This window comes from Sporosarcina sp. (assembly GCF_029257255.1).
GTDB lineage: Bacteria > Bacillota > Bacilli > Bacillales_A > Planococcaceae > Sporosarcina.
The window spans coordinates 1-15,641 of record NZ_JARICI010000038.1 but is presented as its reverse complement, the minus strand read 5'-3'; the positions used below and the strand labels follow the sequence as shown (position 1 = coordinate 15,641).

The 15,641-nt window shown below is 42.8% G+C and carries 14 protein-coding genes; all 14 read left to right on the top strand.

Annotated elements, in window-relative coordinates; translation table 11 throughout:
• Positions 1-79: 79 nt before the first annotated feature.
• The 14 genes from Q1J64_RS08460 (at position 80) to Q1J64_RS08395 (ending at position 15,327) form a co-directional block, all read left to right on the top strand.
• Entirely contained in the window at positions 80-1,648 is a 1,569-nt protein-coding gene (locus Q1J64_RS08460) for an ABC transporter ATP-binding protein (protein WP_301108670.1), read from the top strand.
• Positions 1,638-2,684 (top strand): ABC transporter permease, encoded by a 1,047-nt coding sequence (locus Q1J64_RS08455; RefSeq protein WP_301108628.1) that lies wholly within the window; start codon positions 1,638-1,640, stop codon positions 2,682-2,684. Before Q1J64_RS08460 ends, Q1J64_RS08455 begins: the two co-directional genes overlap by 11 nt.
• Before the next feature lies 1 nt (position 2,685).
• Complete coding sequence (locus Q1J64_RS08450; protein WP_301108627.1) at positions 2,686-3,639, top strand: ABC transporter permease; 954 nt, start codon at positions 2,686-2,688, stop codon at positions 3,637-3,639.
• 157 nt (positions 3,640-3,796) lie between these two features.
• Positions 3,797-5,071, top strand: a complete 1,275-nt coding sequence (gene yfmF, locus Q1J64_RS08445; RefSeq protein WP_301108626.1) for an EF-P 5-aminopentanol modification-associated protein YfmF — start codon at positions 3,797-3,799, stop codon at positions 5,069-5,071.
• On the top strand, positions 5,068-6,366 hold the full coding sequence (yfmH, locus tag Q1J64_RS08440; RefSeq protein WP_301108625.1) for an EF-P 5-aminopentanol modification-associated protein YfmH: 1,299 nt from the start codon (positions 5,068-5,070) through the stop codon (positions 6,364-6,366). The genes yfmF and yfmH overlap by 4 nt, the downstream gene beginning before the upstream one ends.
• Positions 6,363-7,097, top strand: coding sequence for an elongation factor P 5-aminopentanone reductase (gene ymfI, locus Q1J64_RS08435; protein ID WP_301108624.1), 735 nt, complete (start codon positions 6,363-6,365; stop codon positions 7,095-7,097). Before yfmH ends, ymfI begins: the two co-directional genes overlap by 4 nt.
• Positions 7,098-7,228: 131 nt before the next feature.
• Positions 7,229-8,023 (top strand): DUF3388 domain-containing protein, encoded by a 795-nt coding sequence (locus Q1J64_RS08430; protein WP_301108623.1) that lies wholly within the window; start codon positions 7,229-7,231, stop codon positions 8,021-8,023.
• 37 nt (positions 8,024-8,060) lie between these two features.
• Positions 8,061-8,945 carry a helix-turn-helix domain-containing protein gene (locus Q1J64_RS08425; RefSeq protein ID WP_301108622.1) on the top strand — a complete coding sequence of 295 codons (885 nt, stop codon included), beginning with the start codon at positions 8,061-8,063 and terminating at the stop codon, positions 8,943-8,945.
• Between the two features lie 72 nt (positions 8,946-9,017).
• On the top strand, positions 9,018-9,596 hold the full coding sequence (gene pgsA, locus Q1J64_RS08420) for a CDP-diacylglycerol--glycerol-3-phosphate 3-phosphatidyltransferase (RefSeq protein WP_301108621.1): 579 nt from the start codon (positions 9,018-9,020) through the stop codon (positions 9,594-9,596).
• Positions 9,597-9,612: 16 nt separating this feature from the next.
• Entirely contained in the window at positions 9,613-10,869 is a 1,257-nt protein-coding gene (locus Q1J64_RS08415) for a competence/damage-inducible protein A (RefSeq protein ID WP_301108620.1), read from the top strand.
• 165 nt (positions 10,870-11,034) lie between these two features.
• A complete protein-coding gene (gene recA / locus Q1J64_RS08410) occupies positions 11,035-12,096 on the top strand; it encodes a recombinase RecA (RefSeq protein ID WP_301108619.1) in 1,062 nt (353 codons plus the stop codon).
• A gap of 446 nt (positions 12,097-12,542) precedes the next feature.
• A complete protein-coding gene (rny, locus tag Q1J64_RS08405) occupies positions 12,543-14,102 on the top strand; it encodes a ribonuclease Y (RefSeq protein WP_301108618.1) in 1,560 nt (519 codons plus the stop codon).
• Between the two features lie 68 nt (positions 14,103-14,170).
• Positions 14,171-14,968 carry a TIGR00282 family metallophosphoesterase gene (locus tag Q1J64_RS08400; protein WP_301108617.1) on the top strand — a complete coding sequence of 266 codons (798 nt, stop codon included), beginning with the start codon at positions 14,171-14,173 and terminating at the stop codon, positions 14,966-14,968.
• 92 nt (positions 14,969-15,060) lie between these two features.
• A complete protein-coding gene (locus tag Q1J64_RS08395; RefSeq protein WP_301108616.1) occupies positions 15,061-15,327 on the top strand; it encodes a stage V sporulation protein S in 267 nt (88 codons plus the stop codon).
• Positions 15,328-15,641 lie beyond the last annotated feature (314 nt).

Genomic DNA, 15,641 nt, shown 5'->3' with positions numbered 1-15,641 from the left:
TGATAACGCTTACAGCTTTTAACAGAAGTCGTGCAGCTGTCTTCTGATGAACTCTATTACGGGCAAGGAAGTGATTGAATTGGATTATGTAATTGAAATGCTGGATGTCTCGAAAAAGTTTGGAACGTTCTATGCAAATGACCACATTACCTTGCAGTTGGAAAAAGGAGAAATTCATGCGCTGTTAGGAGAAAATGGTGCAGGAAAATCTACTTTGATGAACGTCTTGTTTGGTTTGTACCAGCCGGATGGTGGAGAAATCCGCGTACGGGGCGAAAAAGTGTCGATCACCGATCCGAACGTAGCCAATGATTTAGGAATCGGCATGGTTCACCAGCACTTTATGCTGGTAGAAAATTTAACGGTCACTGAGAATATTATTTTAGGAAGCGAACCGACTAAATCTGGTGTCATCAACATTAAAGACTCTGCTAAAAAAGTAGCGGAAATCTCTAAGACATACGGACTGGATGTAGATCCTTACGCAAAAATCGAAGATATCTCGGTCGGTATGCAACAGCGTGTTGAAATCTTAAAAACACTTTATCGCGGAGCAGATATATTAATATTCGACGAACCGACAGCTTCACTAACACCTCAGGAAATTGAAGAACTTCTGAACATCATGCGGAAGCTGGTGGCTGAAGGAAAATCTATTATTCTGATTACACACAAGTTGCAAGAAATCATGAATGTCTCAAATAAATGTACAGTCATCCGAAAAGGCAAAGGAATCGGCACAGTTATCACAGCTGAAACTAACCCAGAAGAGCTTGCGACACTAATGGTAGGGCGTCAGGTTACTTTCAAAACTGAAAAAGGCCCTTCTCATCCGACTGAAGAAATATTGAAAATTGAGGACCTGTATGTTAACGATTATCGGGGAGTGGCAAAACTAAAGGGCCTAAATCTATCCGTACGCCGTGGAGAAATAGTCGGTATTGCAGGTATTGACGGAAATGGCCAATCCGAATTGATTGAATCCATTACAGGTCTTGCTAAAGTGAAAAGTGGGAAAATCTTGCTTAACGGGGAAGATGTTGCAAATAAAAAGCCTAGAAAGATTACAGAAGCCGGGCTTGGACATATCCCGCAAGACCGACATAAGCATGGACTAATCCTTGATTTTTCAGTAGGCTATAATGCAGCTCTTCAATCCTATTATCATGAACCATTTTCTAAGAACGGTATTATGAATTATAAAATTATAAATGAAGAAGCTGAAAAGCTGATTCATGAGTTTGACGTTAGAACACAAGGGGTACATGAACCGGCACGAGCGCTATCCGGAGGAAATCAGCAAAAATTAATTATCGGCCGTGAAGTTACGCGTAATCCGGACTTATTGATTGCTGCATTGCCGACACGCGGACTCGACGTTGGAGCCATTGAATTTATTCACCGCCGTCTGATCGAGCAACGTGACAGCGGAAAAGCGGTTCTTCTTATCACGTTTGAACTGGATGAAGTAATGAATGTTTCTGATCGTATTTCGGTTATTTATGACGGTGCGATCGTTGGAACAGTGATTCCTCAAGAAACAACAGAGCAGGCTCTTGGCTTGATGATGGCCGGTCATTCAAAAGATTCGGCTTTGAAAGAACAAGCAGCTCTTGTGAAAGATGGTGATGAACATCATGTCAAATAGAATGATTAATATACTGGTGCCCGTGATCTCCATCATTTTAGGTCTCATCGTAGGTGCCATCGTGATGCTAGTCAGTGGCTATAGCCCGGTAACAGGCTATATTGCTCTGTGGAACGGTATATTTGGGGATTCATATGCAATCGGTGAAACAATTCGACAAATCAGTCCATACATACTTGCTGGTTTAGCCGTAGCTTTTGCATTCCGTACAGGACTTTTTAACATCGGGGTAGAGGGTCAGCTAATTGTCGGCTGGTTCGCTGCAGCTTATGTGGGAATGGCGTTTGAACTGCCTAAAATTATTCACTTGCCGCTTGCTTTATTGGCAGCGGCTGCAGCAGGCGCACTCTGGGGATTTATTCCCGGTATTTTACGGGCAACATTGAAAGTTCACGAAGTAATTGTAACGATCATGATGAACTATATCGCCTTGCACGTAGTCAATGCACTCATCAAAACACTTTCGGGTGGAGGGTTTAAATTAGAGCGCATCCATCAATCAGCTTCACTTCGCTCTGATTTCTTATCTAATTTGACAGACTTCTCTACGCTGCACTATGGTATATTTGTTGCGCTGGCAATGGTAGTTGTCATGTGGTTCATTTTAGAAAAAACCAAGACTGGTTTCGAATTAAAATCAGTAGGTTTTAATGATCATGCATCCCGCTATGCAGGGATGAGTGTTAATAAGAATATCGTTCTTGCGATGGTGATCTCCGGTGCATTTGCCGGTCTCGGCGGTGCGATGGAAGCACTTGGAACTTTCGGTAATATGTCCTCTATGGGCGGATTTACAGGTATCGGATTTGACGGAATTGCTGTAGCACTTCTCGGTGCGAACACGCCACTGGGTGTTATTTTCGGTGCAACACTGTTCGGCTCACTGAAGTATGGTGCGAACAATATGCCGAATGCCGCGGGTATTCCAGTCGAAATCGTTTCAATCATCATTGCGTTAGTCATTTTCTTTGTAGCCTGCGGATATATCATCCGTATTGGTCTAGTACGTTTACGTAAAAATAAGGAGGCGAAGTAAGATGTTAGACGTGTTATATTTCATAGTACCTATAACCATTGCTTCTGCTGCGCCTCTAATATTCACTGCAATTGGTGGTGTGTTTTCTGAACGCTCCGGTGTCATTAACATTGGATTAGAAGGTCTAATGGTGATGGGTGCGTTTATCGGAATTCTCTTCAATTTGTTTTTTGCAGATACATTTGGAGCCTGGACACCTTGGATCTCATTAATCGTGGCCATGCTCGTCTCAGCATTATTTGCTACATTGCATGCGGTCGCTTCTATTTCGTTCCGGGCCGATCAGGTCGTTTCGGGTGTCGCAATCAACATGCTCGGATTAGCAATTGCACTGTTTTCTGTTAAAATGATTTTTGGTAAAGGACAGACAGATTTCATTCAGCAGAAGATTCCAAGATTCAACGTGCCGTATTTGCAGGATATCCCGGTCATCGGACCGATGTTCTTTAAACTGGTCTACGGTTCATCCATCATTGCGATTGCTGTGGCGATTATTGCTTGGTTCGTAATTTATAAGACGCCATTCGGCTTGCGCCTGCGTTCTGTAGGAGAACATCCGATGGCTGCAGATACAATGGGTATCAAAGTTACGAAGATCCGTTATATTGCTGTAATTATTTCGGGTGGGCTTGCTGGTATCGGTGGTGCTGTCTATTCTCAGACAATCACTAATGATTTCGGTCATGCTACGATCAACGGTCAAGGATTTATGGCGCTGGCTGCCATGATCTTCGGTAAATGGCATCCACTGGGTGCCATGGGAGCAGCCTTATTCTTTGGCTTCGCGCAGGCATTGGCGATCAGTTCATCGAGTATTAAAATATTAGCTGGCATTCCCGCCGTATACTTCCACATATTCCCTTATGTGCTAACGATTCTAGCTCTGGCTGGATTCCTTGGTAAAGCAAGTGCACCAAAAGCACTTGGTAAACCATACATTAAAGGAAATCGATAAGTAAAAAAAGCTATCTGGAGAACTACTATCTTCAGATAGCTTTTCTCGGTTTTTAGCAGCAGCCTGTCTAGACAATGTGTATCATTTTTCATTTGAAGAGTGAAAATGTATAGTGAGGATAGGAATACATATAATAAGGTAAACGAGAGGTGTTTATATGTTCAATAAAACAAAATTGCGAGATGGCGTTAATTTGTATATACGTAAAACCGAACAATTTAAAACAGTGAATGTAACGATTAAATGGAAAGCTTCATTGGAAGAAAAAGCTGCTTCAGAGCGTACCGTATTGGCAAACGTCCTGGAAGAGTCCAACCGTAGCTATCCGACACAGAGTGAGATGCGCAAAGCGCTGGATGAGCTCTATGGGACAGTCTTGTTCACAGACGTTTCAAAAAGAAGCTCCCAGCACATCGTTGCTCTATATGCGGAATGTGTAAATGATGAGTTTTTTAAAGGAGAAGATATCTTCAAAAAGCTGTGGCGTTTAATCAGATCAACTATATTTGAACCAAAAATAACCGATGGTGCTTTTGAACAGGCGGTAGTTGATCGCGAAAAGCGCAATGTACGGGATCGAATTCGTTCTATTTACGATGATAAAACGAGGTTTGCTCAAAAGCGAATGCTCGAAATCATGCGTCCAGACCAGCCGGCTTCTATTTCTGCCTATGGTACTGAAGAAGCAGTAGCTGCTATTACTCCTGAAATTCTTCGTAAGACATATGACGATATGATTCATAAAGATGTAATCGATATTTATGTCGTAGGCGATGTGGATGAGCAAGAGATTATTGCACAGATCAAAGAGTACCTGCCGTTCAATGCGCGTAAGGTAGAGAAACAGGATGCAATCCAGTCTGAAAATGCCGCAGTACCGGTAAAAACGGTTAAAGAGCGTCAAGATATGAAACAAGGGAAGCTCCACCTCGGATTCAGCACGCCTGTTACATTCCTTCATCCTGATTATAACAAAATGCAAGTGATGAACGGGATTTTTGGCGGTTTTGCCCATAGTAAGCTGTTCATGAATGTACGTGAAAAAGAAAGCATGGCGTATTATGCAAACAGTGCGTTTGCCTCTCAATACGGCATTGTCTATGTGACGGCAGGCATTGATGCTGAACTTGAAGAAAAAGCTGTGAAACTGATAATAGCTCAACTGGAAACTATGCAGCAAGGCGATATTTCGGAATTAGAATTAAATCAAACGGTAGCGCTGCTGGAAAACAGTATTCGCAGTGCGAATGATTCTGCGCGCAGTCAGATCGAAATTTACGACCAGTATAAAGAACTGGATGAAAACTTTACTGCTGATGAACTGATCAGCAAATGGCAGGCAGTGACAATAGAAGATGTGAAAGAAATGGCAGATACCGTTCATTTAGAAGTGGTTTATCTGTTATCCGGCAAGGAAGGTGAAGAACAATGAAAGAAGTAGTATTCGATGAATTACAGGAAAAAATCTATACAGAAACATTGGATAATGGCTTGAAAGTCGTCATCCTGCCAAAACGCGGCTACTCAAAAACTTTCGTGACGTTCACAACTAAATACGGTTCAATCGACCGAACATTTAAACCGCATGGCAAAGATGGATTTATCACTGTACCAGACGGCATTGCCCATTTCCTTGAGCACAAAATGTTCGAAAAAGAAGACGGCGATGTATTTCAAAAGTTCAGCTTGAACGGTGCGTCAGCAAATGCTTACACGACATTCGGCAGAACTGCTTATTTATTTTCTGCTACGAATAAAGTAAAAGAAAATACCAAAGTTTTATTGGATTTTGTACAAGAACCTTACTTTACAAAGCAGACAGTAGATAAGGAAAAAGGGATTATTGCCCAGGAAATTACGATGTACGATGACCAGCCTGATTGGCGTCTGTACTTTGGTTCAATAGAAAATCTTTACGAGAACCATCCGGTAAAGATTGATATTGCAGGTACAGTAGAATCCATTCAGGATATTACGGCTGAACATTTATATACATGCTATGAGACGTTTTATCACCCGTCAAATATGCTGTTATTTATCGTAGGCTCCGTAGATCCGCAAGAGATGATGGCGTTTGTTAAAGAAGATCAGGCGATGAAAACATTTCATGTTCCTGAACCGATTGAACGTAAGTTTCCGTCTGAGCCAAATCACGCAGACATCCCTGCACGCACATTGACTATGGATGTATCTAAACCGAAACTGAATATCGGAATGAAGTGCAACGCCGTCGATCAGCAAGGTCAAGAAATGCTTGAAACGGAGCTATCTGCCAATTTAGTGCTGGACAGTTTATTTGGACGCACGTCTCCTTTCTATGAAAAAGCTAATGACGAGGGATTAATCGACGAATCGTTCTCTTATGAATTTTCAATGGAAGAGGGTTATGGATTCGCAATGGTCGGTTCCGATACAGACGAACCGGAACGTTTGGAAAAACTCATCAAACAGACGATTCAGGATGCAAAAGATAACTGGCCGGTTGCGAAAGAAGATTTGGACCGCATGCGTAGGAAGAAAATCGGACAGTTCATGCGTTCTTTAAACTCCATAGAGTTTATTGCCAATCAATATACACGTTATGAATTCAATGAAATGAATTTATTTGACGTAGTGCCGACATTAGAAAAACTATCAATGGATAAATTGAAGCAGGCATTCTCAACTTTTTCAGATGATCAGAACTACACGATCTTTAAAGTGATGCCCCCAGCAGGCGAGCAATGAAACCTTTAAGGTCTTGCCTTGTTTTAGGAGCGTCAGGTGGTATAGGAGAGGTTGTTTGCCGTCAGCTTGCAGAAGCGGGATGGTCTCTTTATCTTCACTACCATTCGAATGAACAGCAGATCGTTGCACTGCTGAACGAATTGATAGAGGACTACCCTCATTTAGAATTCCGTACTGTTCAAGCGGATTTTCGAACTGAATTGGCGGCAGAGGAACTTGTAGCAAACATTCAGGCTGTGCAGGCTATCGTCATCGCCAATGGTCAAGCCCTCGTCAAGCTGCTGTCAGAAACGACAGACTGTGAAATGACAGAGCTGTGGAGAGTTCATATGCAAAACCCTGCCCGTCTGATTGCATTACTTTCTGCGAAGCTTAGAAAAAACCCGGTTTCCTATGTGCTCTTTATCGGATCTATCTGGGGGAGTGCGGGAGCAGCTGGAGAAGTTATGTATTCTGCTGTCAAGGGGGCACAGCACGCTTTTGTGAAGGCGTATGCCAAGGAAGCAGCGTATTCAGGCATCCGGGTTAATGCAATAGCACCGGGTTGGATTGATACACGGATGAATCAGGACTTTTCTGCAGAGGAACGACAAATGGTGATGGAACAGATTCCGTTGCTCTCTGTCGGGACACCGCAAGAAATCGCGAATATGGTCGAATTCATGCTGAGTGGCAAAGCGGACTATATGACAGGAGAAATTGTCCAGATTAACGGCGGTTGGTATATGTGATACTAAGAGAAAAGGACGGTTATTGAAGTCCTTTTCTTTTTTTTCTTTAATTCGCTCTGGCTATCCGTTATCATAGAACTAAGTGCAGAATTATGCGTCCTAGTTAAATGAAGTCAAAGGGAGTGTGTCGAATGGGAGAATGGTATGTCGAATATGAGATTCAAGTCAATCGGCCAGGCTTGCTTGGAGATATTGCATCCCTGCTCGGCATGTTGAGAGTGGATATTGTGACAATCAATGGTGTGGACGGCAGAAATCGCGGTATGCTTGTACAGACTGATCATGATCAGCAGATTAAACGTTTCGAATTGATAGCGTCTACAATGGATACAATTGTCATTCACAAAATCCGTGAGCCAAAATTGCGTGATGTACTGGCGGTCCGTCACGGACATTATATTCAGAGAGGTGCTGAAGAGCGGAATACATTTCAGTTCCTTCGAAGCGAATTGGGTATACTTGTCGATTTCTTGGCTGAGATATTCAAGCAGGAAGGCCATAAACTGATTGGTGTTCGTGGAATGCCGCGTGTCGGTAAAACTGAATCGGTCGTCGCTGCCAGCGTGTGTGCCAATAAAAAATGGGTGTTCCTGTCTTCTACGATGATCAAGCAAACGGTGAGAACCAGTATGATGGGCGATGAATTCTCAAACGATAATATCTTTATTCTTGATGGCATTGTTACACGCAAATCACCTGACGAACGTCATATGCAATTAGTCCGCGAGGTGATGAGCCTTCCTACCATTAAGGTTGTGGAGCACCCAGATATGTTTGTGAAGCAGTCCGAATACACGATAGATGACTTTGACATTATTATTGAATTGCGGACACATGTAGATCAGGAAATTACATATGACATCTTGGAGAAAAATGACCAGATGTCCAATCGCAGTTCTATGGGCGGCTTTGGTATGTTTAACTAACGTAAATTTATTTTGATTGATTAGGTAGGTGTTATAATTGACCGGATTAGGTGCTCGTCTGAGAGAGGCGAGAGTCGCGAAAGGCTATACGCTGGATGATTTACAGGGCATGACAAAAATTCAGAAGCGTTATCTTTCGGGCATTGAAAATGAAGATTATAGTATGATGCCGGGTGCGTTTTATATCCGTGCATTTATCAAACAGTATGCAGAAGCTGTCGATTTGGATGCAGATGAGATGCTGACACTCTATAAAGAAGAGTCCGGAAGTGTTCCGGAACCTGAGCATGAGACAGTGACACCTCCACCGCTTCAACGCAGCGGAGGCTTGAAAAGCAACAGCCGATTAAAAGAAGTAATGCCAAAAGTGATTGTGGCATTGTTTATTGTCATGATTATTGTCATTGTCTATATTTTATTCCGGGAGAAAGCGGCAGAAGCGCCGTTAGAGAAAGATGATTCTGGGCAAAATGTTCCGGCAGTAATTGAACAACCTTCGGAAAAACCTGATGAAGAGCCCGTAAAAGACGAAGACAAACCAGCAGACAAACCTGCGGATGAGAACGAAGCGGATGAACAACCGGCCGATGAAGAAACAGCAAGCGGCCAGATGGAATTCCTGTCGGTTTCAGGCGAGACTTCGACTTTCAAATTAACGGATGGAGAACAGCTTAAACTGGTCATTAAAACTTCAGGAGATTCTTGGATTTCTGTTACCGATCAAACGGGCACAGAAAGAATGCCACAGCCGGGAGGTAGAATTATGACGACAGGTGAATCGGTTGAAATAGATGCAGCAGATGCATCAAGTCTGCGTATCCGCGTCGGACGGACTAATTCAACGGAAATCACTGTCAACGGCCAGCCGGTAGAATATCAGAATGATCACCTGACTCAAAATATCATTATTCAAAAACCATAGCAAAAATAGTCATCTCAAGGGATGACTATTTTGTTATTCAAAAGAACTTATTATGTTAAAGGTGGAATAAGTATGAATTTACCAAACAAGATTACCTTATCGAGAGTCCTAATGATTCCTTTCTTTATTTTATTTATGGCTGTCGATTTTGGTTGGGGAATTATACAAATTGGCGGTGTCGAAATGCCAATCGAGCATTTGGTTGGAGCCATTATTTTTATCATAGCTTCCACGACAGATTGGCTAGATGGTTACTTGGCCAGAAAAAATAATTTAGTGACAAACATGGGGAAATTTCTAGATCCGCTTGCCGATAAACTGTTGGTTTCAGCAGCTTTTATTTTACTCGTGGAAATGGATTTTGCACCCGCATGGATTGTCATTGTCATAATTAGCAGAGAGTTTGCAGTCACTGGCCTGCGATTGATTTTGGCTGGCGGCGGAGAAGTAGTAGCAGCTAACCAGTTGGGGAAAATTAAAACGGTTACGCAATTATTAGCCATCTCATTTCTGTTGCTGCACAATATATTCTTTGAACCGATGGGTATACCATTCGGTACGATCATGCTGTATATTGCATTATTCTTTACTGTCTGGTCAGGTGTCGACTATTTTGTCAAGAACCGCAAAGTGCTAGTCGAGTCAATGTGAGGAGTGGGATTCATTTATGAAAGCAGAGATCATTGCAGTTGGTTCGGAACTCTTATTAGGTCAAATTACGAATACGAATGCCAAATTCATTTCAAGGAGACTGGCGGAAGTTGGGTTTGATGTCTACTATCATACCGTGGTAGGAGACAATCCAGAACGGCTGGCAGATTCAATACGTCTGGCTCAGCAACGTGCAGATATATTGATTTTTAGCGGCGGTTTGGGACCCACTAAAGATGATTTAACAAAGGAAACCATCGCACGTGAACTTGGCACTGAATTGATTTCTGATGACGAAGCAATGAATACGATTTTGCAGTATTTTAAACAGGTCGGAAAAGAAATGACCGAAAACAATAAGAAACAGGCATTGGTGCTTAAAGGCGCAATAGTATTGCCGAATCGTCACGGCATGGCACCGGGGATGGGGCTTGAAAAAGATGGCAAGCAATATATTTTATTGCCGGGGCCTCCTCATGAACTGGAACCGATGTTTGAAAATGAAGCAATCCCTTATTTAATGGGCGTGAATGGCAAGCAAGATATCATTTCGTCTAAAGTTCTAAAATTACAGGGAATTGGTGAATCTGAATTAGAAGTGCGTATTCAGTCATTGCTTGAGAAGCAGACCAATCCAACGATTGCGCCACTTGCATCACCCGGAATGGTGAAATTGCGTATTACAGCGAAAGCAAAATCAGAGGAAGAAGCACAAAAACTTATCCTTCCGGTAGAGCACGAAATCCGTTCGATAGTCGGAGAATATATTTACGGGACAGATGACGATACATTAGCATCTAAAACCACAGAATTGCTCCTGCAGAACGATTGGACAATTTCTGCCGCGGAAAGTCTGACTTCGGGGATGTTCATGGCTGAGCTCGGTTCTGAACCGGGTATCGGCAACGCATTAAAAGGTGGAATAGTTGTTTATAATAAAGAAATGAAAATTCAACAGCTCGGTATATTGCCTTCATTGCTTGACTATCACGGCATAGTCAGTTCAGAATGTGCAGAAGCACTGGCTGAAAGTGCCCGGGAAAAATTTTCGACGACTTTCGGCGTCGGACTGACAGGTGCAGCCGGTCCAGAGCCGCATGACGGACAGCCGCCGGGCACAGTATGGATCGGCATCGCAAGTGAAGATATGGAGACGGTATCCTTTAAGCTTCAATTATCGGGCTCCCGCAACTCCAACCGCAAAAGATCTGTGCAGTTTGCACTTCATTATCTGATTCAGAAGATGAAAGAGAAAAAAGAGCTGAAATATTAATTTTAACACTGATTTCGCTGGTAAAAATTAAAATTAGTCCCATATCCGATAGCATTTTTCAATTTTCTTACTCAAATAATCGAATGCCCGTTCGTTTATTTGTTGTGTATTTTAATAATAAAAGGTATAATAGAAATAGAAAAAGAGTTTGAGGAGGAATTTTAATTGAGCGATCGTAAAGCGGCTTTAGATATGGCATTAAAACAAATAGAAAAACAATTTGGTAAAGGTTCAGTGATGAAACTTGGAGAGAAAACAGATCTCCAAATCGCGACTTCATCTTCGGGTTCATTGGCACTGGATTCTGCGCTTGGAATAGGCGGATACCCACGCGGACGTGTGATCGAAGTATATGGACCGGAAAGTTCGGGTAAAACAACAGTCGCTCTTCATGCGATTGCAGAAGTTCAGGCCAATGGTGGCACTGCGGCATTTATCGATGCTGAGCATGCTCTTGACCCTATTTATGCAAGGAACTTAGGTGTAAATATAGATGATTTACTTTTGTCACAGCCAGATACAGGGGAACAGGCATTAGAGATTGCTGAAGCACTTGTACGAAGCGGCGCTGTGGATATGATTGTAGTAGACTCAGTGGCGGCATTGGTGCCAAAAGCTGAAATTGAAGGCGAAATGGGAGATGCGCACGTAGGTCTGCAGGCTCGTTTAATGTCTCAAGCTCTGCGTAAGCTATCGGGTGCTATCAATAAGTCCAACACGATTGCGGTATTCATTAACCAAATTCGTGAAAAAGTCGGTGTCATGTTCGGTAACCCTGAAGTAACACCAGGCGGCCGTGCGCTGAAGTTCTATGCTTCTGTACGTCTAGAAGTACGACGGGGAGAAGCGATCAAGCAAGGTAACGACATAATGGGTAATAAAACAAGAATTCGTGTCGTAAAAAACAAAGTTGCTCCTCCATTCAGAACTGCAGAAGTAGATATTATGTATGGAGAGGGAATTTCAAAAGAAGGCGAAATTCTGGATCTGGGTGCAGAATTAGAAGTTGTTCAAAAAAGCGGTGCTTGGTATTCATATGAAGGCGAGCGTTTAGGGCAAGGTCGAGAAAATGCGAAAATATTCCTTAAAGAAAATCCAGATATGCGTGCAGAAATAGCTGGGAAAATCCGAGCAACATACGGATTGGATAACACCGACTATGTAATCGGAGCTCATGATGAAGAAGACGAGTTGGAAGAATTATTGTTGATCCCAGACGAAAAATAAATTGCTGTAGCAGGTCCGTCAATGAAAATTGGCGGCCTTTTTATTTACCCATTTGCTTACAATCTATTTAAGCGCCTATTTTCCTTCGTGATTCCTTGACACATTAAAAATACAACTATACAATTAAAGTGGTGTATTCTATACGCCTTACATTGATCAAACCAATGAATTGTTTTTTTGGCGGTATGTTGATTTTAACTTAATTCAGCAAACACGTTGCTCAACTTCAGAGCAACAGAATGAATGCCAAACCGTCCCGAAACAACAGGGTACCCACCCGTATACCGGGCATGCCCTTTGGATTAAGTTAGAGCCTTCGGTGCTTTCACAGATAAGTAGGGACATTACCGTGCTGTTACGGTAAATATGTGAAATATAACACCAGGGCGGAATTGATTATACGAGCCGACTGAAAAGAAAAGAATAAGCAGGAGGAGGTGACCTCAATGGGTGTAGAAATACTCATCTCCGTTTTGCTAAGTCTCATCGTCGGTGCAGTTGTTAGCTTTTTTATATTGAAAAATGTGAATGATTCAAAAGTGACTGGTGCCAAGCAAACAGCGAATCAAATCGTTGAAGAGGCGAAGCGTGAAGCGGAGTCAGTGAAAAAAGAGGCACTGTTAGAAGCGAAGGATGAAACTCACGAACTGCGAATTGAAGCGGAAACAGAAGTCCGTGAGAGAAGAGCGGAACTGCAGAAGCAGGAAAACCGACTCTTACAGCGGGAAGAAAACCTTGATCGCAAGGATGATGCACTCAATAAGAGAGAAGCAGGTCTGGAACGCAAAGAAGATGCGCTTCTGGAAAGACAACAGCATATTGAACAGATGGAACGCAAAGCGGAAGAACTCGTTACCGCACAGAAGACGGAGCTCGAACGAATCTCTTCTCTGACAAGAGATGAAGCGAAACGTGTTATCTTAGAAGATGTAGAGGAAGAGCTGTCGACTGACATTGCGGTCATGACGAAAGAATCGGAACAGCGTGCTAAAGAAGAATCTGAGCGTAAAGCACGTGAGATTTTATCGCTTGCATTACAGCGATTTGCAGCCGATCATGTGGCGGAAACTACAGTTTCTGTCGTGAACTTGCCAAACGATGAAATGAAAGGCCGTATCATCGGCCGTGAAGGAAGAAATATCCGGACACTGGAAACATTGACGGGTATTGATCTAATTATCGATGATACACCAGAGGCGGTCATTTTATCGGGATTTGATCCGGTACGTAGAGAAACTGCCAGACTGGCACTTGAAAAACTCGTACAGGACGGACGAATTCATCCTGCTCGTATTGAAGAAATGGTGGACAAGTCTAGAAGAGAAGTAGATGAATTGATCCGAGAAAAAGGTGAACAGACTACATTCGATATAGGCATTCACAACTTACATCCGGATTTAATTAAGATTCTCGGACGTCTGCATTTCCGTACAAGTTATGGCCAGAATGTCTTGAAACACTCAATTGAAGTAGCGTATCTGACTGGATTACTCGCCGCTGAACTTGGTGAAGATGTAACACTGGCAAGGCGTGCAGGTTTACTTCATGATATTGGTAAGGCCATTGATCACGAGGTAGAAGGAAGCCACGTTCAAATCGGTAAAGAACTTGCAGTGAAATATAAAGAACATCCGGTTGTCATTAACAGTATTGCTTCACACCACGGTGATGAAGAAGCAACGTCTGTCATTGCAGTGCTGGTCGCAGCAGCAGATGCCTTATCTGCAGCAAGACCGGGCGCACGCAGTGAGACACTTGAGAACTATATTAAACGTCTGCAGAAGCTTGAAGAAATCTCTGAATCTTATGAGGGTGTAGAAAAATCATTTGCCATCCAGGCAGGACGTGAAGTACGAATTATTGTCCGACCGGAACAGATTGATGATATTACTGCACACCGTCTGGCAAGAGATATCCGTAAACAGATTGAAGAAGAATTGAATTATCCAGGGCATATCAAAGTGACGGTCATTCGGGAGACCCGCGCAGTAGAGTATGCTAAATAAAAAATAACTAAGTTAACAGCTTCCGGTTCAAAAGGAAGCTGTTTTCATTTTGGAAAGAGGTTATACAGATGAAAGTAATTTTTATTGGAGATATTGTTGGTTCAATGGGGCGTGATATGGTGATGGATTACTTACCGCGTCTGAAGAGAAAATACCAGGCGGATGTTATTATCGCCAATGGTGAAAATGCTGCTTCAGGACGGGGCATCACAAAATCCATTTATCAAGATTTGCTTCATGCCGGCGTGGACGTCGTTACAATGGGGAATCATACATGGGATCAGAAAGAAATTTATGATTTTATTGATGATGTCGATTATTTAATTCGCCCTGCAAACTTTTCCGAACAAGCGCCTGGTAAAGGGATGACGTCGGTTACGAAAAATGGCGTGACGATCTCTGTCATCAATTTGCACGGCCGAACATTCCTGCCACCCCATGACGATCCCTTTGCAAAGGCTGATGAATTGATTGAAGAAGCAAAAGAATTGTCACCGTTAATCTTCGTTGATTTTCATGCGGAAGCTACAAGTGAAAAAATTGCGATGGGCTTCCACCTGGACGGTCATGCATCGGTCGTTGTCGGCACACATACGCATGTACAGACCGCGGATGAGCGAATTTTACCGGAGGGTACGGCTTATTTAACGGATGCTGGCATGACTGGGCCTTATGATGAAATTCTGGGAATGAAAAAAGAGGATGTACTGTACCGTTTTTATACGAATATGCCGACACGCTTTGAAGTGCCTAAAAAGGGCCGGCCACAGCTGAACGGTATGTTTGTGGAACTGGATGACAAGACGGGTAAGGCTCTGCATATCGAACGTATTCGAATAAACGAAGATCATCCATTTACAAACTAATTGGAATAGCGTCTAATTCCTCCTAATCTTTCATAGGATGGCTTATGGAATACACTCTTTCCATAGACATTGCAAAATAAGGAGGAAATATCGTGAGTCCCTTGAAAGTATCTTCCCGATCAAATCCAAACTCAGTTGCGGGTGCATTGGTTGCAGTCATCCGTGAACAAGGCTATGCAGAAATCCAGGCAGTCGGAGCTGGCGCATTAAATCAAGCAGTCAAGGCAATAGCAATCGCAAGAGGTTTTGTTGCACCAAGCGGCGGAGACTTGATCTGCGCACCTGCTTTCACCGATATCGAAATCAATGGAGAAGGACGGACGGCTCTCAAACTATTAGTGGAGAAAAAAACCCGCTGAGTCATACTTCTTATAATGAAGGGAATTCAGTAATGACCCTCCGGAAAGCGTACCGGCGGGAGCGCAAACCCCCCTTGCATAATAAAATATAATCAATGCCTCTTTAAACCACAGAAAACAATCTGTGGTCTTTTTTTGATGACAAACAAGCGACAATTTAGTCCTTTGCTGTCATATACGTTAAAAGTTCAGTATAATAACATCATGTATGCTTATTTCCCGATAAGTAATAGAAAGGGGCTACTGCAATGAATGAAGAACAGCGCTTGCAAGCTGGACTCGTAGCAGAAAACAAATCGAAATCAAACATCACA

Coding starts and splice junctions, on each gene's coding strand:
- Q1J64_RS08400 (WP_301108617.1), top strand. CDS start 14,171: ATGAAAGTAATTTTTATTGGAGATATTGTTGGTTCAATGGGGCGTGAT.
- Q1J64_RS08430 (WP_301108623.1), top strand. CDS start 7,229: ATGGGAGAATGGTATGTCGAATATGAGATTCAAGTCAATCGGCCAGGC.
- yfmH (WP_301108625.1), top strand. CDS start 5,068: ATGAAAGAAGTAGTATTCGATGAATTACAGGAAAAAATCTATACAGAA.
- Q1J64_RS08450 (WP_301108627.1), top strand. CDS start 2,686: ATGTTAGACGTGTTATATTTCATAGTACCTATAACCATTGCTTCTGCT.
- Q1J64_RS08455 (WP_301108628.1), top strand. CDS start 1,638: ATGTCAAATAGAATGATTAATATACTGGTGCCCGTGATCTCCATCATT.
- yfmF (WP_301108626.1), top strand. CDS start 3,797: ATGTTCAATAAAACAAAATTGCGAGATGGCGTTAATTTGTATATACGT.
- pgsA (WP_301108621.1), top strand. CDS start 9,018: ATGAATTTACCAAACAAGATTACCTTATCGAGAGTCCTAATGATTCCT.
- Q1J64_RS08415 (WP_301108620.1), top strand. CDS start 9,613: ATGAAAGCAGAGATCATTGCAGTTGGTTCGGAACTCTTATTAGGTCAA.
- rny (WP_301108618.1), top strand. CDS start 12,543: ATGGGTGTAGAAATACTCATCTCCGTTTTGCTAAGTCTCATCGTCGGT.
- ymfI (WP_301108624.1), top strand. CDS start 6,363: ATGAAACCTTTAAGGTCTTGCCTTGTTTTAGGAGCGTCAGGTGGTATA.